Source organism: Acinetobacter sp. SH20PTE14 (assembly GCF_021391555.1).
Taxonomy (GTDB): domain Bacteria; phylum Pseudomonadota; class Gammaproteobacteria; order Pseudomonadales; family Moraxellaceae; genus Acinetobacter; species Acinetobacter amyesii.
The window spans coordinates 1,066,926-1,091,593 of record NZ_CP090067.1 but is presented as its reverse complement, the minus strand read 5'-3'; the positions used below and the strand labels follow the sequence as shown (position 1 = coordinate 1,091,593).

The window sequence follows — 24,668 nt, the reverse complement described above, 5'->3', positions numbered from 1 at the left end:
AATCGTAGAGATTTTTTGTTTTTTTATATCTGGTTAATTTTGCTATGAATACCCTTCGATCTTCCGCTATTCCTGTTTCTGATCCGTCTGCGGGTTTACGTATTACGGAGATTTTTTATTCATTGCAAGGTGAAGCCAATACCGCAGGTTTGCCTACGGTCTTTATCCGCTTAACGGGCTGTCCGTTACGTTGCACTTATTGTGATACAACCTATTCGTTTGAAGGCGGTGAACGCCAATCATTAGAAGAAATTATTCAAACTACTTTAGATTTTAAAACCCCTTATATTTGCGTGACGGGTGGTGAGCCGCTTGCTCAACCGAACGCCCTTCCCCTTATGACTCGTCTGGCCGATTTAGGCTGCGAAGTTTCTTTAGAAACAAGTGGTGCTTTAGACGTGTCTAAAGTTGACCCACGTGTTTCAAAGGTTATGGATTTAAAAACCCCGACATCGGGTGAAGTTGCACGAAACTTGCTTAGCAACTTCGACCATTTAACAGCGCATGATCAGATCAAATTTGTAATTTGTAATCGTGAAGACTATGAATGGTCAAAACAGCAAGTTGAGCGCTATAAGCTAAACGAAAAAGTTAGCACCATTTGGTTCTCTCCGGCCTTTGCCATTGAAAAAGGTGCTGTTCGTTTGCCTCAGCTTGCACGTGATTTAGCACAATGGATTTTAGAAGACCATCTCCCTGTTCGCTTCCAATTGCAATTACATAAATTGCTTTGGAACGATGAAACTGGTCGTTAAGTTTTAAAGAATTATTTGGAGTAATGCATATGCGCCCTCGTGCCATAGTTTTATTGTCTGGCGGCTTAGACTCAACCACTTGTTTAGCTTGGGCTCAAGCACGTTATGAATGTATCGCCTTAAGTTTTATGTATGGTCAACGTTCTACGACAGAACTGGATGCTGCTCGTGAGTTAACCAAGCAGGCTGGTGTAGAACATCGTGTCATTAATATCGATTTAGGTAACTTAGGTGGCTCTGCGTTAACTGACCATAGCATTGAAGTTCCTGATCATGAACAAGCCGGTATTCCTGTAACTTATGTACCAGCGCGTAACACGATTTTCTTGTCATATGCTTTAGCTGCGGCGGAAGTTTTTGGTGCAGAAGCGATTGTCATTGGTATTAATGCAGTTGATTACTCAGGCTATCCAGACTGTCGTCCAGAGTTTATCGAAGCATTTGCCAACATGGCTCGCCTTGCAACAAAGGTTGGCGTTGAAGGAAAACCACTTAAATTTGAAACACCTCTGTTACATTTATCCAAAGCAAATATCATTCGCTTAGGTATAGAACATGGCGTAGACTACAGTCAAACGGTGTCTTGCTATCAAGCAGATGACCAAGGTCGTGCTTGCGGTAAATGCGATAGCTGTCGTCTTCGTAAACAAGGTTTCGTTGACGCAGGTGTTGAAGATCCGACACGTTACATACCGAAATAACAAGGTAGGGTTTATGAAAAATTTAAAATCAAACATTATTCTTTCTGCTGCTTTCTCTGCAGCTGCATTGTTTGCTTCAGTTGCACACGCTGACAACGACAAGCTTCAACAAGCATATAAGAGCACTAACGTAAAATCTTCGTTAATTAATGTTTGTAAAGAAGAAACTGGCAAAGGTAAAAAACTAACTGCCGCTGAAGTTAGCAAATACTGTACTTGTGCTGTTGAAGCAGATGGTCGTTTAACCAATGCTCAAAAATGGGAAATCCAAAGCACAATCAACCAGAAGAAAAGCCCTGCAACACTCGCTTTTGTTCAAAAACAAAATAAAGATTTACAAGCATGCTTCGGTCCTCAGTTAACAGGTAAATTAAAAAATTTAACTGAAGAAGCAATGAAATCTGCTCAAGCGAAAAAATAATTTTTCGTCTCAAAAAAGCCTGCAATTGCAGGCTTTTTTATTGCTTTAAGTTCAAAGTAAATTCTGTATGATGGTCATATTTCACATACTTTGTTTAAGCCCGTTTAGGGATAAGACATGAAAAAGGAAATCTTCATGACTGAAATTAGCTTACCAAATCAAACCTTCCCAACCACCTCAGGTGAAGTCAACCTTGCAGAACTCAACAATGACTGGCTGATCGTCTACTTCTATCCTAAAGATTCAACACCGGGTTGTACGACGCAAGCCATTGGGTTTTCATGCTTAAAAGATCAGTTTGATGCGCTTAATACCCCAATCTACGGCATTTCTCGTGACTCAGTTAAAGCCCATCAAAACTTCACTGAAAAGCAAAATCTAAGCATTGATTTAATCAGTGATAAAGAAGAAGTGCTATGTCAGCATTTTGACGTGATTAAAGAAAAAAATATGTATGGCAAAAAGGTTATGGGCATCGAACGTTCAACCTTTATTTTCCATCATGGCAAGCTGGTAAAAGAATATCGTAAAGTCAAAGCTGCAGGCCATGCAGAACAAGTCTTAGAAGATTTAAAAGCACTACAAGCAGCATAAAATAAATGATTTGAGCCTGCTCCTATAGGATTAGGCTCAAACTTAATGAGGTCATCTAACTAGAGCAATAATGAAATTGCAATTCCCCACATCACAACGCCAATAATAAAGTCTAAAACCTTCCATGCCTTTGCACTTTGGAAGAGCGGTAATAAATAGCGTGCACCAAATCCGAGGACAAAGAAAAATACCCATGAAGCTGTAATTGCCCCAATCGCAAAATATACGACTGTCGATTCAAACTTCGTTGAAATAGACCCAATCAGCACAACCGTATCGAGATATACATGTGGATTTAACCACGTTAAAGCCAAGCAAATCAGCACCAACTTCAATAGTTTGGTTTCATTCTTCTCACTGGGCGCTAAACTGCTCGAAGTTTTGAAGGCTTGCAGAAAATGCTGTGCTCCATAAACTGCTAAAAAAGTTGCGCCCAAATATTTAGCTCCATTGACAATTTCCGGATAACTTTCAACCAATTGGGAGAATCCGAGTACACCCAATAAGATGAGTATCGAATCAGAAGCAGCACAAATAGCGCAGAGCCAAAAGACATACTGCTTTTTTAACCCTTGCTTAAGAATAAACGCATTTTGCGCACCAATCGCGATAATTAGGCTAAATCCAATTGCGAGCCCTTGCATATAACTGTGCAACATTTTTTAACTACACTTTTAAAGCATTAAATGAATCTTGCTATTATCGAAGCTTATTGTTAAAAATAAGTATTTATAAATAAATATCAATATAACTAAGTTTTTCTTAGTTTGTGAAATTTCTAATGCTCATAGGTGACTCATGTTACAAAGCAAACATAGCGAAGCTTTTCTTGCAGTTGCTGAAACAGGAAGCTTTGAACAAGCGGCACTGCGTTTAAACATTACGGCATCTGCGGTCACGCTCAGGCTGCAAACCTTAGAAAAGAAATTAGGTCATGTACTCATTGTGCGTGAACGGCCCTGCCGCCCAACACTCGCAGGCCAATCTTTATTGCATTATCTACAACATAGCAAATTATTAGAACATAATTTTCTGCAAAATCTAACAGGACAAACGGGGAATGCGTTTTATCAAGTCAATATTGCAACCAATGCTGACTCACTTGCGACATGGTTGCTTCCGCTACTCAAAAATCTCTTAATTGAAGAAAAAATAGTGATTCATTTTCAGGTCGATGATCAGTCACAAACACATCATTTATTAGAAGCAGGACTAGTCAATGCCTGTGTCACAACAGAATCGGAAGCCATGAAGGGCTGCATTGCAGAATATCTGGGTGAAATGCATTATCGATTTGTAGCAACCCCTGATTTTATCCAAAGATGGTTCGGTCAAGGCGTGACGCGAAATGCCTTAAGGGCTGCGCCTGCACTGATTTTTAATGAGAAGGATGACCTACATACGCAATCGATTCAGAAAAATTTCGGGCTCAATCCTTCACAATATCCGCATCATTTCATTCCCTCTTCAACTGCATTTTTTGATGCCATTACGATGGGCTTGGGCTATGGATGGTTACCCGACTATCAAAGCAAAGACTTATTAGCAGCGGGAAAATTGATAGAGCTTTCAACAGAACTCAGTATTGATTTAGCCTTGTATTGGCATCATTGGAACCAACAATCAATTCAATTACAGAAAATAACTGCTTTTATGCTACAACACGCCAAAGATCATATGTGTTGAAGCCAGCAAAATAGGGTTATTCAATCCGCCATTGGCCTTTGAGTTGTATTAATACTTGCTCCCCTACACCACCAAGTGCTTTACGCATACCAAAATCACTACGTTTAATGGTTGCTAAAGATTGAACATCCAACACTTTTGGATTTTGTGGACTAGGGGCAAGTGTGGTATCAAAGATCACAGGTTTAGTGATGCCACGAATGGTGAGATCCCCTCGAATCATATACTTGGCATAAGCGACTGGTTCGATTTGTTTACTGACAAACTTCACTTGCTTAAATTCAGCAGCATCAAAATATTCGCTCCCCAAGATTAATCCTTTCAAGCTTGGGTTATTAAAACTGATGCTATCGACATCTAACACTAAATGCGCTGAACCTTTATGCGGAATTTCAGGATCAAATTTTAGGTTCGATTGAACCTTATTAAAGCGGCCTTCTACAATAGACAGCCCCACAGATTTAATACCAAAAGTGACCTGACTATTAGGCGTTAGCGTCCATTCAGCAGCATGTAGGGGAAATACGCAACATAAAGCGAAGGCTCCCATATATTTTGCAAACGTTCCCTGACGCAAATTCATGTTTTTCTCCTGAATAAAACACAGCCTAAAAGCACTACAATGTTTATTTTTTTACTCCATTGTGGTGCTAGAAATTTAGCGTTTTTTTATAGCAGATTTGTTTTATCCTGAGTCATAAATTTGTGTTGAAGTTGTTTATAAATGTCTGTCTGTTGAAATTTTTGCAAAAAATCAATGGTACCTTGAGGAAAGGCATCTCGTTCAATTTCACCACGAAAATACGCTTCACGTACTGGTGTCGCAGAAATCGCCCCTTCTAGACTATCCAGCTCAACCATTTCCCACTCGGGGAAGAATTTTAAATAATAAGAAGAATCATCTTTAAAATGCCCGATCAAACCGACTTTTGCATTCGTTTCAATTACATCATTCACCAAAGATTTGACTAACTTTTGCCATTTTTCATCGTTATATACATCTATCACATGCACAAACTTGATTCGCTTCTGATCTTGCTCTGAAAAATTCGACAGGATCATCTGCTCACGTTCTACAGCCAAAAATGGATTTTTGATATTACGTTCATTTTGCGCCGAACCCAGTGCTAAAAGCACATATTGACTTTGTTGTAAGGCAATTTTAATGGTTTGCAAATGCGCTAAATGGAACGGCTGAAAACGCCCAATGAAAACCAAATAATCAAATGTATATTTCATATCAAATCAAACTTTTTATGAACTGAGCAGTTGTGCCACAGGCTGAAATATGCGACATAATGTCGAGCATAAAATCAAAACGAAACTTTTACGCAAGGATAGTACGATGACACTGAGCTGTATTCAACAACCCCATGAACATTTGAATGCGAATTTGGACAATGGCGTACTGACCTTAGCCATTAACCGACCTCAGGCGAAGAACGCGCTGTATACAGAATTATATCTGTGGATTGCAAAAGCATTAGATGAAGCTGATCAAGATACTTCAGTGCGTGTAGTAGTACTCCGTGGTCAAGATGCAGACTTCAGTGCGGGCAATGACATGCAAGATTTTATGAAATCTGCTGCTCAAAAAGGACAAGCTCCAGCTTCAGAAGGCGCACCTTTTATTTTGTTAAAATCTGCTGCTCAATTTTCTAAGCCGCTGATTGCTGCGGTTCGTGGTGTTGCCATTGGGATTGGTGTTACGATTCTGCTTCATTGCGATCTAGTCTACAGCGACAATACTGCCCTATTCCAAATTCCGTTTGTGAGCCTTGGTCTATCGCCTGAAGGTGCATCGAGCAAGCTATTGGTTCAACAAGCCGGCTACCATAAAGCGGCGGAATTACTGTTAACTGCTCAGAAGTTTGATAGTGCGACAGCGCTTTCAGCAAATTTGGTCAATAGCATTGAAGAAGATGCTTATGCGACAGCTGCGAAAAAAGCAGCACAGTTATCTGCACTTCCACTAGCATCTTTGGTTCAATCAAAAGCATTAATGAAACATAATGTAGATGAAATCGTGGCATGGATTGACCATGAAGCTGAAATTTTCATGGATCGAGTAGGCTCTCCAGAAATGATGGAAGCTGTTGCCGCCTTTATGCAAAAACGCAAACCTGACTTCTCTCAGTTCAATTAATGTTTTAATGGAACTAAAAAACCACTCATATTTGGGTGGTTTTTTTCATCTCAGCCCCAATCTATTTTCTAAATTAAAAAACTGGATGTTTCCACATGACTGCAGTATCACAAACTGAAACTAAACCTGAAAAGAAACGCTACTACGAGCCTGCGCCTGAAGGCATCGATATCGAGAATTTTAAAAAAGTTGTACAAAGCCGTCGTTCTGTACGTAAGTTTACCGACAAGGCCATTCCAAACGACGTTTTAGATGAATGCTTAGACCTTGCCCTGCTTGCACCGAATTCATCGAATTTACAACCGTGGACATTCTATGTCGTTCAGAATCCCGCAAAGAAAAAACAATTGGTGAAAGCTTGCTTAGGGCAATTAGCTGCAAAAACTGCTGCTGAATTGATTGTCTGTGTCGCGCGTACCGACCGTGTAGATGAAATGGCAAAACGGAATATTTCGGAATTTCCATTTCCTGAAGCACCTGCAGCGGTACAGAAGTATTACAAGTTTATTCCTTATAACTATAAAACTGGTTACTTCAACGCCCTAGGTAACTTTAAGAAAGTTGCTTTCAAAGTTGCACGTACACTGGATAAACAATTGCCTGTAACAGCATTTAATGAAGCAGATGCTAAACTTTGGGCGAGCAAAACTACAGCATTGGCTTGTGAAAACTTAGTTTTGGCTTTACGCGCCTATGGTTTTGACAGTTGTATGATGGAAGGTTTTGATGAACCTTTGGTGAAGAAGATTTTAGGATTAAATGCTCAGCAATACCCAGTGATGGTGATTGGTGCAGGTGAACGTGCTAAAGATGGTGTGTTCTTCCCGCAGTATCGTTTTGATCGTGATTTATTTATTCAGAAGGTTTAACTTGCTTTCAATTGAATACTCACAACCTCAATTAGCTACGTGACTTTAGTGTATAACGCGTAGGTATTACGTTACTTTGAAGGATCAAAGTAACCAAAATCCCTTGTTAGACAGAAGATTCATCCTTAAATCTCTGTCTAACGGTTGACATCCATGTCACCCTTCGTGTATCTACTTTTTTCTATAACTTAAAAATTTAAAAGCATCATTAAAATTGAATATCCACCATTTGAATAAACTCAAATGCCGGCTCTTCATAAGGATGACTTGCTTTTAAAGCCCTTGCGACCTCACTCGCCTTCTCTTCAGGCACGATGGTTTCCACACGCCATTCAGGGATAGATTCAAGCTGATCCAACTCACCAATAAATGGATTTGCACCTTTTACAGGTTTAAACTGCCCTGTTCCAATTACTTGCCAAGCGCAGTGTTCATAGTTGCCTATACCGCCTGCTCCTGCTTCAAATACGGCCAGTTTAGTCGACTCTAAGTGAGACTCAGGTACATAATAAATCAGTTTTAACATTGGTTATTCCAGACGCTATTGTGCAGTTACATTATTTAAAGCACTGTAAATCATTTTTAATGCAACATTATTCGATGCATGCGGATAGGTTGCATATAAACCTAATTTCGGTAAATCCACATCTGTTTGAATAACTTTGACCGAATCATTTAAAAACTTGAGTAAATACTCGGGCACAAAACTCAGTCCCATGCCCATATTAATCAAATTTAAATGCTGCATGACATTAGTCACCCACAGCATGTGATCATGTTGATGCTGATCAAAAGGAATCAAGGCATTTAAGGTATCGTAAAAAACAGGAGAAGCATTTTGTTCACACATAATAATGGTGTGATTTTTTAACTCTTGAAGTTTTAAGATGCGATCTGATGGATGCAGATGCGCTGCACCGACTAGATAGATCTGCTCACTTAAAACCTGAATATTGGTAAAGTCGTCATGACTTAAGTGATAACGAGTAAAACTAATATCCAATTCAGTATTTTTGAGTTTTTGGATTTGCTCTGTACACGTCAAGCTATGTAAATGAATTTTTAAATCTGGGATATGTTGTTTTAATTGCGCCAAAATACTCGGCATAATTTTCAATTCTGCGACATTTAAAAAGCCAATATGTATTTGGTTATTTTTAGCTTGCGCCACGTGGCGAGCTGCAGCTACAGCTTGTTTGGCATTTTGAATTGCTTGCTCGGCATATTTGAGAAAAGCCTGCCCTTCATCGGTCAGTAAGACTTTTCGGGCAGAACGTTCAAATAATTGCACCCCAACCTCCTGCTCTAAGTCTTTAATTTGCTGACTGAGCGATGGTTGTGCTGTAAATAGTTTTTCCGCTGCCTTAGTGAAACTCTGTTCTTTCGCCACCGTCACAAAATAACGTAAATGTCGTAATTCCATTCGCTTCACTCCACACACTCACTACATCACCCGTGTCATGCAGTCAAAATACCAATAGATCTATAGTTTATATGAATATCCATTCTACTCGGAAAATCATTTGCCTAGACTGCGAACTATTCCAAGTTTGCGCTTCACATACACATGGAGTTTTGTATGACACAGCAATACGATACCGATGTTCTGATTATTGGCACAGGGCCTGCAGGTTCTACTTTAGGTTTAGCCTTGGCAAATTACGGTATTCAGGTTCAGCTTTTTACCCAATTTAATTGGTTAGCCAATAGTCCTCGTGCCCATATTACCAACCAACGTGCGATGGAAGTGTTGCGTGACTTAGGTATCGAAGAACAGGTCAAAGAAATTGCAACGCCTTGGGAGCAGATGGGTGAAAGCCTCATTACCACAAGTCTTGTCGGTGAAGAAATTGCCCGTATGAGTGCTTGGGGCACGGGCGATGAACGTCATGGCGATTATATTAAAGGTAGCCCCTGTCCATTAGTCGATCTTATTCAACCGAAAATGGAAGCTTTGTTGGTAAAAAATGCAGCCGAGCGTGGTGCGATTTATAATTTTAATACTGAATATTTATCGCATATACAAGATGAACATGGCGTAACAGCAACATTCCTTAATCGCATTACCCAAACTGAATTTAGCTTACGTGCCAAATATTTAATTGGTATGGATGGTGCTCGCTCTAAAGTGCTTGAAGAGCTTGATTTACCCCTCGAAGGGATCATGGCTCGTGCAGGAACGGTGTATGTGACTTTTAAAGCAGATCTCTCTCAATATGTGAAAAACCGCCCTGCTATTTTGCAATGGATTGTTAACCCTGAAGCGAGCTTTGGTGATCTGGGCATGGGCTTACTCCGTGCCATTACACCTTGGAATGAATGGATTATGGGTTGGGGCTTTGATATTTCCAAAGGCGAACCACAAGTCACCGAAGAGCAAGTTCGTGCGCGTTTAAATGCCTTTGTCGGTGCTGAAGTAGAAAATGTCGAAATTCAAAAATTGTCTTATTGGTATGTGAACCAAACATGGGCAACTGAATATTCAAAAGGTCGTGTATTCTGCGGTGGTGATGCGGTGCATCGTCATCCACCATCAAGTGGCTTAGGTTCAAATACCTGTATGCAAGATGCCTTTAACCTCGGTTGGAAATTGGCGTATGCCATCAAAGGTTGGGCTGCTCCAGCTCTACTTGAATCTTATACCACTGAGCGTGCGCCTGTCGGCAAGCAAATCGTGGCGCGTGCCAATCAATCTCGCTTTGACTATAAGCATCTCAAAGAGGTATTTGGCTTTGACCAAGGCATCACAACTCAAGCTCAAATGATGCAACGTATTTTTGCGGAAGATGAACAAGCTGCAGAAATTCGTCAAAAGCTATATCAAGCCTTAGAAATTAAAAACTTTGAGTTTAATGCCCAAGGTGTAGAGTTGAATCAGCGCTATACATCCAATGCCATGATTGCTGAATCTGAACCTGAGATCTTTGCCAAAGATCAACAGCTTTACTTGCAAGCAACCACGCGTCCGGGGGCTAAAGTTCCACATACTTGGATTATTGATGCCAAAGGCGATAAGCAATCAACGTTAGATATTACAGGGCATGGTCGTTTCACCCTACTGACAGGTCTTTCAGGCAAAGGTTGGAAAACTGCTGCCGAATCGTTGAATCTGCCTTATTTAGATGTGATTCAAATTGGTTCACGTGAATACCGTGATGTGTATGGTACATGGAATGCGAAATCTGAAATCCATGAATCAGGCGCAGTCTTAGTCCGTCCAGATGGTTATGTCGCTTGGCGATACCAAGACAGTACCAATGCTGCATTTGATTATGAAAATACCTTAAAAGCGGTGCTAAAACAGATTCAATTGGCTGTTTAATCAAAAAAACCACCTTCGGGTGGTTTTTTTATAATTCACTTATTTTAATTTCCCATGTTGAAAATAAAAAGACAGCCATTGTTCCAGCTAAATTTACGGCTAATTCTGCATGTCTTGGCGCAGGTTTAAAATTCACTTTACCTTGTCCATGCGCATCGCCAATTTTATTTCTAAGGGCACCCAAACCTTCTACAACAGATGTACAAGCACCCAAAATTTGTTTAAAAATAGGCATTGTGTGATCTGATGGCGCAATATTTAACAATTTTGCAGTCATTCTATATAAATGATTCAAATCTGGCGTTGTTCCATAATCAATCTTTTCATTATCCAATATATATTTACAAGTTGATTCCAATAGAGTTCTTGCAATAGTTATTGCACCTTGAGGATCAACTTGCCTACGCTCTAATGCTTTGTTCCATGTTTCATGAATATAATTAGAATCTATTTTTAAAATAGCCTGCTCAATTACTTTATCAAGAGGCACAATATTTGATGTTTCACAACGTTCAAATGTTGACTGAAACTCAGTATATATAAAATTTCTTCTTTCATCATAATGTTGAAATTTTACTTTTATAAATTGCCAAAATTGATCAAAATTTCTTGAGGTTTTGACCATTGCTGGTAAATATTCTTTAAAATCAGAGTTATAAAATTCTTTTCGTAATAATTGATACTCTTGATTATCACCTTCCTGATGCTTATGAGTAGCTCTAGCAATCAAAATTTGTTGTAGCAATTCTAATTTTTCAATCTGATTCATATACTTAAAGAGTATTAATAATTTATTAAATTGTATAGAAAAACCGCCTCTTGGCGGTATATATTTTTTTAAAATCATTGCTTTAGTTTAAAGCATAGCCCAAAACTAAAAACACCAACTGCAAACATACCACTGCACCAAAAAGCTTCCAGCCCTTTTTACGCAGCGCAGACTTATCCACTGCCGAATATTCTACTGTTTTAATCATGTCATCACCTCATCATGAGTGTTGATACCGAACTTGTTTAGTTATCCATCTTTCTTTTATCTTGCTGTCTTTAATCTTGCATAGTTATTGTGCATAAAATACACACTAGCATGTTTCTACAAGTATAAAAGCAAAATCTAAACCAAGTTCAGTGGGAGAAATAAAAATTTAAAACCAACAAAAAACCACCCGCAGGTGGTTAAAAATCGAAAGCGATTATATGTGTAAAAACAAGCATTCACAATAATTAATATATCTTTTGGTAAATTTTAACCATAAAAAAAGCCACCCGAAGGCGGCTCTTTTCTATGATTCATCTATCTAAGATTAACCAATAAATTTACGTGCATTACGGAACATACGTAACCAAGCACCATCTTGATCCCAATCTTCTGGTTTCCAAGAATGCTGAATAGCACGGAAGTTACGTTCAGGGTGCGGCATCATAATTGTTGCACGGCCGTCTTTAGACGTTACACCTGAAATCGCTTCTGGCGAACCATTCGGGTTCATTGGGTAATGCTGTGTTGGGTTGCCTTGGCTATCTACATAACGCAAGATCACTTGATCGCCAGCATTCAATGCTGCAATGTTTTCCGCGCTAGCAACTACACGGCCTTCACCATGTGCTACAGCGATAGGAAGAATCGAACCTTCCATACCTTCTAACAATACAGAGTTCGATTTTTCAACGCGTACGTTGACAGCACGTGCTTCAAACATCTCTGAAGTATTGCGGTGGAAACGAGGCCAAGCTTCTGCACCCGGAATTAATGGTGCAAGCTGAGACAGCATTTGACAGCCGTTACAAATACCTAGAGAGAAAGTTTCATCACGGTTGAAGAATTTCTCAAATTGGTCACGAAGTTTCGGGTTAAACAATACAGATTTAGCCCAACCGCCGCCTGCACCCAATACGTCACCGTAAGAGAAACCGCCACATGCAACTAAACCTTCAAAGTCATCAAGACTGATACGGCCAGCAAGCAAGTCGCTCATGTGTACGTCTACAGTGTTGAAGCCGACTTTATCGAATGCAGCAGCCATTTCTACATGACCGTTTACACCCTGTTCACGCAGAATCACCATGTTTGGACGGCGTTCATTGATGTACGGTGCTTCGATAGGCTCGTTCAAATCAAATGTTGGTTTTGCAATTAAACCTGCATGTGATTTGTCAGCAATCAGCGCATATTCTTGATCCGCAGTTTCTACGTTGTCACGCAGACGTTGGATTTGATGTGACACTTCTGTCCATGCTTGCTGTAATTCAGCACGGTCTAAGCACAAACCATTTACAGTTAAAATATCTGTATCATTTACAGTACCTACAACCGCAATTGCATCTTTAAGGCTAGACGCTGCAACTTCAGCTTCTAAGGCAGCCCAATCCGCTTTGCTGATTTGAAGCACTGCACCAATTTCTTCTGCAAACAAGCTTGCAGTAGATTGATCTTCAAGTGCTACACCTAGGCGTGAAGCAAACATCATTTCTGCAACAGTTGCCAGCAGACCGCCATCACCGATGTCATGGTAAGCCTTGATTAGACCACGGTTGTTCCAGTCTTGAACCAATGCAAAGAATGCTTTGAAGTCATCGAAGCTGTCTACGTCAGGTGTTACAGAACCAATTGCTTTATAAACCTGAGCAAGGATCGAACCGCCAAGACGGAATTGACCTTTAGACAAATCAATACGTACCAGTACAGACTCGATATTTTTCAATTCAGGTGTCAATGTTTTGCGAACATCAGTCACAGGTGCAAATGCAGTGATCACGCCTGACATTGGAGAAGTTACAGATTTATCGATGCCTTCGTCATTCCACGTTGTACGCATAGACAATGAGTCTTTACCTACTGGAATTGCAATACCTAGTGCAGGACACATTTCCATACCGATGGCTTTAACACCTTCGAATAATGCTTGGTCTTCACCTTGTTGACCTGCAGCAGCCATCCAGTTTGCAGACAATTTAATGTCGCTGATCTGGTCGATTTTTGCAGACATGATGTTTGAAATGGACTCTGCTACTGATAAACGTGCAGACGCAGCAGGATTTAACAATGCAACTGGCGGACGTTCACCCATTGCCATTGCTTCACCTGTATAACCTACAAGGCTAGTTGTTGTTACCGCAGCATCCGCTACAGGCACTTGCCACTTACCGACGAACTGATCACGTGCAACCATACCTGTAATCGAACGGTCACCAATGGTGATTAAGAACGATTTAGATGCAACAGTTGGATTCTTAAGAACGCGGTAAATTGCATCTTTTAGATCAGTCACTTTAGACGCATCAAAGTCATCGCCTTTGCGTTCAATCGTTTCGTATGAACGGCTCATGCGCGGTGTGCCGCCAAGCATCACTTGCATTGGCATATCCACAGCTTTGTTGCCGAATAATGGATCTTCAACAGTCAAATGACGCGCTTCAGTCGCTTCACCTAGTACGGCGAATGGACAGCGTTCACGTGCACATAGTGATTCAAAGAGTTCTAAAGATGATGGACGGATTGCCAATACATAGCGTTCTTGCGCTTCATTCGACCAGATCTCCATCGGAGACATGCCTTTTTCAAGCGATGGAATTTTACGCAGATCAAGTACCGCACCTAACTCGTGATCGTTCACAAGTTCAGGCATTGCATTTGAGATACCGCCCGCGCCTACGTCATGTACAGACACGATTGGGTTATGATCTTCCATGCGCCAGCACGCATCGATGACTTCTTGGCAACGGCGTTCCATTTCTGGGTTTTCACGTTGTACAGAAGCGAAATCTAGGTTTTCACCCAACTTACCGCTGTCTACAGAAGACGCTGCACCGCCACCTAAGCCGATGAGCATTGCAGGACCACCCAGTACGATGAGTAAATCGCCTGGTTGAATCGCATCTTTTTCTACATGGTCAGGACGGATGTTACCGTAACCGCCGGCAATCATAATTGGCTTATGGAAGCCTTTTACATCGCCATTGACATTTTGTTCAAATGTACGGAAGTAACCGTTTAACGCAGGACGACCAAATTCGTTGTTAAAGGCTGCACCGCCCAATGGGCCTTCAATCATAATTTGAAGTGGAGATGCCATACGAGATGGTTTGCCGTAGTTTTCTTCCCAAGGCTGTTCAAAGCCTGGAATATTCAAGTTAGAAACAGTGAAACCTGTTAAACCTGCTTTTGGCTTACCACCACGACCTGTTGCGCCTTCGTCACGGATTTCACCGCCCGAACCTGTTGCTGCACCAGCAAATGGTGCAATCGCTGTCGGATGGTTATGTGTTTCCACTTTCATCAAGATGTGAGCGGCTTGACTCTTGTATTTATAAACGTGGTGACCTGTTTCAGCGTCTTGTTTTGGATAAAAACGCTGTGTGTCAAAACCAACAATTACAGAAGCGTTGTCTTTATATGCCGACAATACATCTGTAGGTGATTCTTTATAGGTGTTTTTAATCATTTGGAACAATGACAATGGTTGAACTTCACCATCAATTGTCCATTCAGAACCGAAAATTTTGTGACGGCAATGCTCTGAGTTCGCTTGGGCAAACATCATCAATTCGATGTCATGCGGGTTACGGCCAAGCTTGTTAAACGCCGCAACTAAATAATCAATTTCTTCGTCAGATAGTGCAAAACCAAACTCAGAGTTTGCTTTCACTAAAGCGTCTTTGCCTTGACCTAAAATATCAATTGCATTTAGCGGCTTTGGTTCAGTTTCAGAGAAAAGTGCCGCAGCATCTTCAATAGCATTGAAAACACTTTCGGTCATGCGATCATGTAATGCTAGTTTTACTTCATCAGAAACAGCATTTACGCCCTTCAAAGTAAACAAAACACCGCGTTCAAGGCGATGAACCGGTGTATTACAGTTGGCAAAAATGTCTGTTGCCTTAGACGACCACGGAGAGATGGTTCCAACACGTGGCGTCACTAAAATTTGGACTTCGTCACTTGCTGCTTGGTGCAATTCAAAAGATTGACCATCGTTGAGAAGCTGTAAAGCGGATTGCTGTTGTTGCTCGTTGAGCGCTTGGTCAAAAAGGTAAACCCATTGACTTTCAATTGATTGAACAGAACTAATTGACGTTAAACGTGATAATAGTTGAGTTTTCTTAAATGAAGAATGTGCAGGTGCACCGGCAACGATAAACATGCTGATTTTGGCTCCACGGGATGATCGAAAAGACCATGCCACAATGTGACTTGAGAGAGCGCATATTCTACTGTGTATTAGTTAAATCAGCTAGATGTGAAAGTGAAATTGTAGTGCTTATATCGGCAACTTTAGGCAATAATGCTTTTATTTTTAAATAATAAAATTGAATTTAGTCGCACAGATTAACACAAAATTATCTGATTTTTTCATTTCACCCTAAGAATAATATTCAAACTATAAAAATTTTTATTTTTCAACAAAAAATCACTTTTTAATCAAGCGTTCAAACCATATTTGAAAATGAATTTCAGGTCTAAATGTGTGAGATTTAAACCTGAAATTCATAAAAGACTAAAATCAATTCACATTTGAAATTGAAACATTTTATTTATTCAAATCTGACAATAGATGTTGAATTACATTAAGGGCTAAGTTCAGTGAGTTTACATCTACACCATCAATCGTATCGCAAGCCTTGTGGTAGCACGGTGCAAATTCGAGTTCATCACCTTTCATTTGCTCATTAAATAAAATTAGTGAAGTAACGGGAACTTTCCCTAAAAATGGCAAAGTATCGCTTGCTGTTAAAGTCGTTACATCATCTTTAATCTGCATATTATTGGTTTTAAAATATTGACGCATACTTTGTTCTAATGCAGCATCCTGCGGGTGCTTAGGTAATTGACTCATGCTGTCTAAGATTGGCTGATAATCACTTTGTGCAAGTCCATTGGCTTTAAACTGTGCCGCCATTTCTGCAATTGATGAATGGTCACCATCGGCAATCATGATATTCGGATTCTTTGTTCCCACCATATCAACATTGATATAGGCTTGAATGCCTTGAAGCTGTTTCTCACTGAGTGATTTCACAAAAGCTTGTGAACCTGCAATACCAACCTCTTCCGAATCCCAAAAAGCAAGATATAGTGTGTGTTTAGGTTTTACCTTTTGCTTCGCATAGTCTTGTAATAATGCTAACAATACTGCAACGCCTGAAGCATTATCATTAATCCCAGGCCCCATTTTCACCGAATCATAGTGCGCGCCGACAATAACAGCGGTATCTTTGGATTGCCCTTCAATCTCAATCACAATATTTTGCCCAACGGTCTTTTCTCGATTTTCAAATGGCAACATTTGCGCGTGCAAGCCTGCTTTCTTGGCTTGTTCAAGAATATATTGTGCAGAAGCCAATCCACCTGCTGTACCTACTGCACGATTGCCACCATTTTGTTCCGCAATTTCTTCAAATGTTTGTAAATGATGCATCATGCTATTTTCAGATGCAGCAACATTTTGGTTTGGCTGCACTTTCGTTATATTTTTTTCTGTATTGAAACTTGTACAACCTGACAAAAAAAATGTCACGCCCAAACTTAGTGCAGTCAACGTAGGAAGAAATTGTTTTCTATACATTTAAATTATTCTCATTAAAAATTAAAAAATGGGATAAAAGGTAAAATTTGCCCATCTATACTAGCAGCCCATTTTTAAATTTCTGTTTTGTTTTGCATTTCATTAAGGCAAATCACTCATACATCTTTTAAGACAAGTTGTGTCGTCCCACACTAGTGCTTTTCTGCTAAGTTTGGCATTATTCAATTCAAGTAATAATTGAATAATGATAAATGACTCAAATGCGTTGGCTTGAACTTCTTTCTACAGTTCGTATTGGTAGCAATAAACACAGTTCTGAACAGGCACGTAGCCCCTTCCACAAAGACTACGACCGCATTATTTTTTCGCAAAGCTTTCGACAATTAAACCGCAAGACCCAAGTCCATCCCCTCACCCAACACGATGGTATTCATACTCGCCTGACTCACTCTTTAGAAGTGTCTTGTATTGGACGTTCATTGGGGATGCTGGCGGCTGAAAAAATTAAAGATGAACTCCCGATGTGGATTTCACCTGCCGATGTCGGTGCAATTATTCAAGCTGCGTGCTTGGCACACGATATTGGTAATCCACCTTTTGGCCATGCAGGCGAATATGCCATTCGAGAATGGTTTGATGACGCATCGCATACCAACTTTTTACAGGACTTAAGCCCTGAAGAAGAAGCCGATGTGCGTCAGTTTGAAGGTAATGCACAAGGCTTACGTTTACTGACTAAAATTGACTATCACCCGAATGATGGTGGTATGCGTTTAACCTATGCAACTTTAGGTGCATATTTAAAATACCCGTGGCTTTCAAAAACCATTGCATCGCAAGGCAATAAACCTGCAAGCCAACGAGCAAAGTTTGGTTGTTATCAAGCAGAAAAAGAAATCTTGCAGCAAATTGCAGAACAATTGGGTTTAATTCAACTGGGCGAATATCACTACTGTCGTCATCCGTTGACCTATTTGCTTGAAGCCGCAGATGATATTTGTTATGCCCTGATTGATTTGGAAGATGGCATTATTCTCAATATGTTGAGTTATAATGAAGTTGAGCCAATTTTCCTTGATTTGGTCGGTGACTATGGCATACCTGCCGAATTGGCGATGACTGATACCACTTGGCAACAAAAAATTGCCGCATTACGTGGTCGAGTGATGAAACGTCTAGTCGAAGAAGTCACGACAGCCTTCGCCCGCCATCATCATGAAATTTTGTCAGGTCAACTTAAAGGCAGTTTATTGCAGTATTGCAGTGAAGATATCGAGTGTGGAATTAACCGAGCGAAAGAATTAGCTCGCGATAAAATTTTTGAACATCCACAAAAAGCAGGCTTAGAGATTATTGCACACCAAAGTCTGCAAAATATTTTAGACGCATTTATTCCTCTAACTACGCCAAATAAAACCTTGAGTTTTAAAGAACAGCGACTGATGTCCATTCTCCACCGTTCGGGGGCACATTTTGGGCCGTTGCATTATGAAAACATCATGCAAGTATTGGATATTATCTCTAAATTTTCAGACCATCAGGCTTATAACCTTGCACAGGAACTTCAAGGCAATAAAGTTGGTTTCTTTTAAAGCTGAAAAAATGTGAAGGCTAGTAATTCGCTGGCCTTCACGCTAATCTCACAACAAATTGAAATTGAGCAAATGGCTCAGACTAAACTGAAATAAAGTGAATAAATGACATGATCGGATGTTTAATTGGCGAAGTGCTGGCATTGGAAGCACCAACGGTATTACTCAATGTAAATGGTGTGGGCTATGAAATTGACACCCCACTTTCAACATTTTGCCAACTACAAAAAGGTCAAAAAATTACCCTGTGGACACATTTGGCTGTTCGTGAAGATGCACAACTGCTGTATGGATTTAGCAATGCTCAAGAAAAACTGATCTTTCGCACACTGTTAAAAGTTAACGGCGTAGGCCCTAAAATGGCACTGGGCATTTTGTCGACCTTAAGTGTTGAAATGCTAATTCATACGGTTGAACACGAAGATGTAAACACCTTAGTCAAAGTTCCGGGTGTGGGTAAAAAGACCGCTGAACGCCTCATGATTGAGCTTCGTGATCGCTTTAAAGCCATGGCTTCAGGCACTGCACCAACCAATTCAACTGTTGAACAAATTCAATTTACAGGCAACTCTGCAGTTGCCGAAGCTGAGGCGGCATTGCAATCATTAGGTTACAAACCAATTGAAGCACAAAAATTAGTGAATGCTGCCAAAGGTGACTTTACTGAAGCCAGCGACATTATCCGTGCTGCATTAAAGTCGATGAATAAATAATTTGTAGTTTCTAATGAGCACCGCATCCTTTGCCTTTTAGGGTTATAGACAGTATGTGAATCACGCAGGCGACAAGGATGTCGCCGTTAAACTGTGCTACAAGGACGTAGCATCAGTTTAACAAATGGGTTTTGTCACTTTTGCCCAGTCAAAAGTGAGAATCGCCTATACAATGGCATTTAAAGTTCAATCGCTTTTTGAGGCTGTGATTCTTCCACAACGATATAGAGATTAGTTAAATAATTATGCAAGACCGTCTTATCAGTGGTTCAGAAAAACCCGAAGACCACTTCGACCGTGCCATTCGCCCAACATCCCTCGATGACTACATCGGGCAGCCTGTCGTCCGTGAACAAATGGAAATCTTTATCGGTGCTGCACGTGGCCGTGAAGAAGCACTCGATCACACCTTAATTTTTGGCCCACCGGGTTTAGGTAAAACCACACTGGCCAATATTATTGCGCGTGAAATGGGCGGCAACTTAAAATCTACATCAGGCCCTGTCCTTGAGCGTGCAGGCGATTTGGCTGCGATGCTAACCAACCTCGAAGAAGGTGATGTTTTATTTATTGATGAGATCCATCGTCTTTCACCTGTCATTGAGGAAATTCTCTATCCAGCGATGGAGGATTACCAACTCGACATCATGATTGGTGAAGGCCCTGCTGCCCGTTCGATCAAACTGGATTTACCACCCTTCACTCTTGTTGCAGCGACGACTCGTGCAGGCCTACTGACCTCTCCTTTACGTGACCGTTTCGGTATCGTACAACGTTTAGAGTTCTATTCTGTCAAAGACTTAACGCATATTGTGACTCGATCTGCAAACTTGATGGATGTACCCATGACTGCCGAAGGTGCTCAAGAAGTTGCACGCCGTGCTCGTGGGACACCTCGTATTGCAAACCGTTTATTACGCCGGGTCCGTGATTATGCGCAAGTTAAAGGTACGGGTGAAGTAACCCAAGAGATGGCTCAACGTGCTTTGGACATGCTAAATGTCGATAAAGATGGTTTAGATACGCTAGACCGCCGTTATTTATCAATGCTACTAGAGCGTTTTGATGGTGGCCCTGCAGGTGTAGAAGCTTTAGCTGCTGCTATGGCAGAAGACTCAGGGACCCTAGAAGATGTGATCGAACCCTACCTCATTCAGCAAGGCTATGTCATGCGTACTGCACGTGGACGTATTGCCACCAATATGGCTTATTTACAGTTTGGGATGACACCACCAGAGCCGAAAGATAAATAGACGATTATTCACTGAACGACTTCAGGGAGTTAAATGCTCCCTGAATGTTTATTTAAATTTTAAAATAAATTCAATCCACTACAAACAGCAAACTAAAATGATAAATCTTGAGAATAGAATAATTAACAAAATTAATAGCGAATACATTCAAAACCTTCCATTAGACAGTGCCATTGAAAACATTCCCAGAGAACAACCCATCAGTTCATTTAGCCCTAAACAAATGAGTGATTTTGAAAGCTTATTTCACGCCGAATACAATTATTTTATCACTGTCGAATGTGAAAAAATTCTCAGCAAAGAAACCATAGAAGTAAGTGAAGATAATATCTTAACTATTAAACAATCGCCTTCTGCATATCGTATAAAAAACCTGAGCTTCAACTATACTTCTGCCCTCATTTTTATTGGGACGTACTATCACGACGACGTACAAGTTTTGGTCAAGGAAAACTTTAAACCAGCAAAAATTAATACGTTGTATTTCAGCTTCTCATTCTTTGCTTTAGTCATACTCGTTTATGTGTTTTTCTGGATAGATCTAGCTAATGAACTTTTACTCATGTTAGTTATTGGCCTTGGCTTTTGCTGCTTAACGTATATGTATGAATCTTTGAAGGCATTACTCCCCAAGCAACAGAAAAAGAAAATGGAAGAAACTCACTTTCATATTGCGGGATATTTAGCAGCTCATCTACAGGATTTTGTCGATGCAAAATTTAAATTAGATGAACAAACAAATTAAAAGCAGTCTCTTTTTTAATCAATAATAACATCTACGAAAGTTAAAGATTTACGTGAGTTGAAACCTTGTGCCATTGGACTGATGACTCACGGTGCTAAACTGCCCGTCATTGAAGCACTTGACGAATCATTGAATTATCGCCATTTTTAAATGCTCTAATTCTTTGCTGAAGTGCAGAACAATATTTTTCAGATTTTATAAAGACGGAACACTCTCATGGCGAATAAATTCGAATTCAACATTCGTGTATATATTGAAGATACAGATGCAGGTGGCATTGTTTACCACGCAAATCATATTCGCTTTATGGAACGTACCCGCACAGAATGGCTGCGCGCTTCAGGTGTAGACCATTATTGGCATCAAAAAGATTACAACTTTGTCGTTCATAAAATTAATGTGAAATATTCACGCCCTATATTAATGGATGACCTAATTACTGTTACAGCAAGTGTAGTTTCGTGTAAGGCTACGTCATTTGTGTTGCAACAAAATATTTATCGTGGTGATATTATGCTGGCATCAGGTGAGGTAGAATTGGCATGTATCAGTGCAGAGATGAAACCCCGTCGCCTTCCTGATGAAATACGTGAACTGATTCTGAAAGAATTGGAACAAGATTAAAAAAATTATTTGGCACATGTAGTAACTATGGCAACTCAACTCGAATCAACACTCAAAGTTTCAGACCTCATCTTACAAGCAAGTCCTGTCGTACAACTGGTAATGCTCCTGCTGCTCTTAGCTTCGTTATTCAGTTGGTATCTGATTGCCAAGTTACACATGAGTTATAAAAAAGCGCAGGCTGATGATGAACATTTCCAAAAAATCTTTTGGTCTGGCGCCGAACTCAACACTTTATACAACAATGCTCAACTCAACTCGAAACGTGTTGGCCTTGAAGATGTTTTCTATCAAGGTTTAGGCGAGTTTTTCAAACTTAAAAAGCGTAATGCCAGTGCAGAACAATCAATTGAAGGTACAGAACGTATTCTTCGTGTGGGTTTAAGTCGCGACCAAGGACATTTAGAAAATGGTTTAGGTGCGCTTGCGAGTATTGGTTCGGTTGCACCCTATGTCGGTTTATTTGGTACCGTTTGGGGCATTATGAACGCCTTTATTGGTTTGGCAGATGTTGACCAAGTCACCCTTGCTACGGTTGCTCCTGGTATTGCAGAGGCATTGATTGCAACGGCAATTGGTCTTTTTGCAGCGATTCCTGCTGTACTTGCATTTAACCATTTCACAGCCAAAGGTGAAGCCGTTTATAACGATCGTGCGCTTTTTGCCGAAGAAATGGTTGCGTTATTACAACGCCAGTCTGTAGGTTCAACTCAGGACAATGACTAATGGCTATTCAACGTTCTGGACGCTTTGAGCGCATCAAAAAACCATTAAAAAGTGACATGAACGTCGTACCTTATATTGATGTCATGTTAGTTCTTTTGGTGATTTTCATGGTCACTGCACCTATGATCACCACAGGCGTCAAAGTCGACTTACCACAGGCAAATGGCACGCCTATGCAAGCGGAAGATAGTAGAGCGATTGTTACACTGAAAGCAGATGGCACGATCACTCTCGAAGATAAAAATCATCAAGATGATGTACTCACACTCGATGAACTTAAATCTGTTTTAACGACCTCGCAAAATGAAGCGAGCGAACAGAAAAAGCAAATGAGTGTCCTGATTAACGGCAGTGAATCTCGTCCTTATGGTGAAGTCATGAAACTCATGTCTGCCCTTCAAGATGCAGGTTTAACACAAGTAGGTTTACTGACTGAGCCATTAAAATAATTTATGAAAGATTTCAACAAGCCGCCTTTTAAACAAAAAGCCGTTGCGATTGGTTTCACACTAGGTGTGCATATCGTCGCTGTGGTTGGCTTACTTTATCTTGGCATGAGTAAACCACCTGAGCCCCCTAAAAAAATAACCACTGTTTTGGTAAAACCGGAAGATTTAAAACCTGTAACACGTGAAGTCACTGAGTTTGATGAAACCGCGCATGAAAATGTAGCTGAACAAATCACGCAAACAGCAGAACCTAGCGTTGAACCAGCACCCGAGATTCCAACGGCTGCACCACCTAAGCCAGCAGAACCACCTAAGGCAGATCGACAGATTGCTGCTCAACAGGCACTCACTGCGGCAAAAGCACAACAACTTGCTGAACAAAAAGCTGCGGACAATGCAAAGCGTGCTCAAGAACAAGCTAAAGCGGCTGAAGCTGCAAAACTAAAAGCACAACAAGAAGCCGAAGCGGATGCGGCCAAGGCAAAAGCAAACGCAAACGCAAACGCAGATGCTACGGCGAAAGCCAATGCTGAAGCAGCAAAACGTAAAGCAGATGCTGATGCCAAAGCCAAGGCTGAAAAAATCCGTGCCGATGCTTTAAGAAAAGCAGAAGCTGACAAAGCCAAAGCTGCAGCAACGGCAAAAGCCAATGCAGATGCAAAAGCCAAGGCCAATGCGGATGCTGCAAAACGTAAAGCAGATGCAGACGCGAAAGCTAAAGCCAATGCGGAAGCTGCAAAACGTAAAGCAGATGCTGATGCGAAAGCCAAGGCCAATGCAGAAGCTGCAAAACGTAAAGCAGATGCTGATGCAAAAGCCAAGGCCAATGCAGAAGCTGCAAAACGTAAAGCAGATGCTGATGCGAAAGCCAAGGCCAATGCAGAAGCTGCAAAACGTAAAGCAGATGCCGATGCAAAAGCCAAGGCAGATGCAAAGGCTAAAGCCGATGCCGAAGCACGCGAACGTGCAGCCGAAGAAGCCAAAGCTTCATCAGCTAAAAAAGCAGCTGAAGAAGCCGCACAGAAAAAGGCTGAAGCGAAGAAGATTGCATCTACTGCAAAGAAAGATTTTGAAAATAAAATCCGTCGTGCATGGGACACACCTTCTGACTCTGCGGGTAAATCGGCAACTGCTCGGGTGACATTATCAGAAAGTGGTTCAGTCCGATCAGTTATTGTGAACTCTAGTGACCCTGATATGAAAGCCAGTATTGAAGCCGCGGTTCGTGCTGCAGCACCGTACCCAATGCCAAGCGACCCTGATGCTAGACGTGAAGCACAAAGCTTTACCTCTACATTTAGATCTTCAAATTAAGTTTGATAAATCCCTGCATTGATTGCGGGGATTTTTTTATATTTCTTCTGAATATGGCAAACTTTGGAAAATTTATTGATTAGATGGGTTCATTCACTGATTTTTTGAATGAAACAAATTCTATTTGGTCGACACTTTTCATAAAATGACATATATATAAGTTTTACTAACTCAGCCTAATCAAGAGCTACTTATTTCTTCTAAACATTTGATTCAAAAATTAAATTTCAACTA

At 40.6% G+C, this 24,668-nt stretch carries 25 protein-coding genes; 16 read left to right on the top strand and 9 right to left on the bottom strand.

What is annotated here, in order from left to right:
• Positions 1-44 precede the first annotated feature (44 nt).
• From queE to LXF01_RS05335, 4 genes are all read left to right on the top strand, one after another.
• Complete coding sequence (gene queE / locus LXF01_RS05350) at positions 45-755, top strand: 7-carboxy-7-deazaguanine synthase QueE (protein ID WP_233945144.1); 711 nt, start codon at positions 45-47, stop codon at positions 753-755.
• Between the two features lie 29 nt (positions 756-784).
• Positions 785-1,456: a 7-cyano-7-deazaguanine synthase QueC gene (gene queC / locus LXF01_RS05345; protein WP_078190349.1), complete on the top strand. Its 672-nt coding sequence runs from the start codon at positions 785-787 to the stop codon at positions 1,454-1,456.
• A gap of 13 nt (positions 1,457-1,469) precedes the next feature.
• A complete protein-coding gene (locus LXF01_RS05340; RefSeq protein WP_078192024.1) occupies positions 1,470-1,877 on the top strand; it encodes a hypothetical protein in 408 nt (135 codons plus the stop codon).
• Between the two features lie 135 nt (positions 1,878-2,012).
• Positions 2,013-2,471 (top strand): peroxiredoxin, encoded by a 459-nt coding sequence (locus LXF01_RS05335; protein ID WP_111883962.1) that lies wholly within the window; start codon positions 2,013-2,015, stop codon positions 2,469-2,471.
• 59 nt (positions 2,472-2,530) lie between these two features.
• Here the strand turns inward: LXF01_RS05335 and LXF01_RS05330 are convergent, their stop codons facing one another.
• Positions 2,531-3,130, bottom strand: a complete 600-nt coding sequence (locus LXF01_RS05330) for a LysE/ArgO family amino acid transporter (RefSeq protein WP_233945143.1) — start codon at positions 3,128-3,130, stop codon at positions 2,531-2,533.
• A gap of 139 nt (positions 3,131-3,269) precedes the next feature.
• On the opposite strand from LXF01_RS05330, the gene LXF01_RS05325 reads away from it, so the two are divergent.
• Positions 3,270-4,157 (top strand): LysR family transcriptional regulator ArgP, encoded by an 888-nt coding sequence (locus LXF01_RS05325; protein WP_180115004.1) that lies wholly within the window; start codon positions 3,270-3,272, stop codon positions 4,155-4,157.
• A gap of 16 nt (positions 4,158-4,173) precedes the next feature.
• On the opposite strand, the gene LXF01_RS05320 is transcribed toward LXF01_RS05325, so the two are convergent.
• On the bottom strand, positions 4,174-4,740 hold the full coding sequence (locus LXF01_RS05320) for a YceI family protein (RefSeq protein WP_233945142.1): 567 nt from the start codon (positions 4,738-4,740) through the stop codon (positions 4,174-4,176).
• 86 nt (positions 4,741-4,826) lie between these two features.
• Positions 4,827-5,396: a nicotinate-nicotinamide nucleotide adenylyltransferase gene (locus LXF01_RS05315; RefSeq protein ID WP_180063427.1), complete on the bottom strand. Its 570-nt coding sequence runs from the start codon at positions 5,394-5,396 to the stop codon at positions 4,827-4,829.
• A gap of 106 nt (positions 5,397-5,502) precedes the next feature.
• On the opposite strand from LXF01_RS05315, the gene LXF01_RS05310 reads away from it, so the two are divergent.
• Together LXF01_RS05310 and LXF01_RS05305 are read left to right on the top strand one after the other, a co-directional pair.
• Positions 5,503-6,303 carry an enoyl-CoA hydratase-related protein gene (locus LXF01_RS05310; RefSeq protein ID WP_078192396.1) on the top strand — a complete coding sequence of 267 codons (801 nt, stop codon included), beginning with the start codon at positions 5,503-5,505 and terminating at the stop codon, positions 6,301-6,303.
• A 95-nt stretch (positions 6,304-6,398) separates the two neighbouring features.
• Positions 6,399-7,172 (top strand): nitroreductase family protein, encoded by a 774-nt coding sequence (locus LXF01_RS05305; protein ID WP_078192029.1) that lies wholly within the window; start codon positions 6,399-6,401, stop codon positions 7,170-7,172.
• Between the two features lie 208 nt (positions 7,173-7,380).
• Here the strand turns inward: LXF01_RS05305 and LXF01_RS05300 are convergent, their stop codons facing one another.
• Both LXF01_RS05300 and LXF01_RS05295 read right to left on the bottom strand, forming a co-directional pair.
• Positions 7,381-7,698: a Nif3-like dinuclear metal center hexameric protein gene (locus tag LXF01_RS05300; protein ID WP_180003281.1), complete on the bottom strand. Its 318-nt coding sequence runs from the start codon at positions 7,696-7,698 to the stop codon at positions 7,381-7,383.
• A gap of 15 nt (positions 7,699-7,713) precedes the next feature.
• Complete coding sequence (locus LXF01_RS05295; protein WP_233945141.1) at positions 7,714-8,595, bottom strand: LysR family transcriptional regulator; 882 nt, start codon at positions 8,593-8,595, stop codon at positions 7,714-7,716.
• 156 nt (positions 8,596-8,751) lie between these two features.
• Here LXF01_RS05295 and LXF01_RS05290 point away from each other — a divergent pair, with 156 nt between their 5' ends.
• Complete coding sequence (locus tag LXF01_RS05290; protein ID WP_233945140.1) at positions 8,752-10,494, top strand: FAD-dependent oxidoreductase; 1,743 nt, start codon at positions 8,752-8,754, stop codon at positions 10,492-10,494.
• 28 nt (positions 10,495-10,522) lie between these two features.
• On the opposite strand, the gene LXF01_RS05285 is transcribed toward LXF01_RS05290, so the two are convergent.
• From LXF01_RS05285 to LXF01_RS05275, 4 genes are all read right to left on the bottom strand, one after another.
• Positions 10,523-11,341, bottom strand: a complete 819-nt coding sequence (locus tag LXF01_RS05285; protein WP_233945139.1) for an abortive infection family protein — start codon at positions 11,339-11,341, stop codon at positions 10,523-10,525.
• Positions 11,342-11,345: 4 nt separating this feature from the next.
• Positions 11,346-11,471: a KGW motif small protein gene (locus LXF01_RS17515; RefSeq protein WP_267967530.1), complete on the bottom strand. Its 126-nt coding sequence runs from the start codon at positions 11,469-11,471 to the stop codon at positions 11,346-11,348.
• Positions 11,472-11,798: 327 nt separating this feature from the next.
• On the bottom strand, positions 11,799-15,635 hold the full coding sequence (gene purL / locus LXF01_RS05280; protein WP_233945138.1) for a phosphoribosylformylglycinamidine synthase: 3,837 nt from the start codon (positions 15,633-15,635) through the stop codon (positions 11,799-11,801).
• Between the two features lie 387 nt (positions 15,636-16,022).
• On the bottom strand, positions 16,023-17,057 hold the full coding sequence (locus LXF01_RS05275; protein ID WP_442781351.1) for a M20/M25/M40 family metallo-hydrolase: 1,035 nt from the start codon (positions 17,055-17,057) through the stop codon (positions 16,023-16,025).
• 212 nt (positions 17,058-17,269) lie between these two features.
• Between LXF01_RS05275 and LXF01_RS05270 the strand changes: the two genes are divergently transcribed.
• From LXF01_RS05270 to tolA, 8 genes are all read left to right on the top strand, one after another.
• Complete coding sequence (locus tag LXF01_RS05270; RefSeq protein WP_233945137.1) at positions 17,270-18,610, top strand: deoxyguanosinetriphosphate triphosphohydrolase; 1,341 nt, start codon at positions 17,270-17,272, stop codon at positions 18,608-18,610.
• Positions 18,611-18,720: 110 nt separating this feature from the next.
• The gene (ruvA, locus tag LXF01_RS05265; RefSeq protein WP_168378057.1) at positions 18,721-19,323 is read left to right on the top strand and encodes a Holliday junction branch migration protein RuvA; all 603 of its coding nucleotides are present in this window, start codon (positions 18,721-18,723) and stop codon (positions 19,321-19,323) included.
• A 245-nt stretch (positions 19,324-19,568) separates the two neighbouring features.
• The gene (gene ruvB / locus LXF01_RS05260; RefSeq protein WP_168378058.1) at positions 19,569-20,576 is read left to right on the top strand and encodes a Holliday junction branch migration DNA helicase RuvB; all 1,008 of its coding nucleotides are present in this window, start codon (positions 19,569-19,571) and stop codon (positions 20,574-20,576) included.
• A 97-nt stretch (positions 20,577-20,673) separates the two neighbouring features.
• Positions 20,674-21,321, top strand: coding sequence for a hypothetical protein (locus LXF01_RS05255; protein WP_233945136.1), 648 nt, complete (start codon positions 20,674-20,676; stop codon positions 21,319-21,321).
• Between the two features lie 216 nt (positions 21,322-21,537).
• Positions 21,538-21,945: a tol-pal system-associated acyl-CoA thioesterase gene (gene ybgC, locus LXF01_RS05250; protein WP_078190367.1), complete on the top strand. Its 408-nt coding sequence runs from the start codon at positions 21,538-21,540 to the stop codon at positions 21,943-21,945.
• A 27-nt stretch (positions 21,946-21,972) separates the two neighbouring features.
• Entirely contained in the window at positions 21,973-22,671 is a 699-nt protein-coding gene (tolQ, locus tag LXF01_RS05245) for a protein TolQ (protein WP_078192037.1), read from the top strand.
• On the top strand, positions 22,671-23,120 hold the full coding sequence (tolR, locus tag LXF01_RS05240) for a protein TolR (RefSeq protein WP_233945135.1): 450 nt from the start codon (positions 22,671-22,673) through the stop codon (positions 23,118-23,120). Before tolQ ends, tolR begins: the two co-directional genes overlap by 1 nt.
• A gap of 3 nt (positions 23,121-23,123) precedes the next feature.
• On the top strand, positions 23,124-24,434 hold the full coding sequence (gene tolA, locus LXF01_RS05235) for a cell envelope integrity protein TolA (protein WP_233945134.1): 1,311 nt from the start codon (positions 23,124-23,126) through the stop codon (positions 24,432-24,434).
• Positions 24,435-24,668 lie beyond the last annotated feature (234 nt).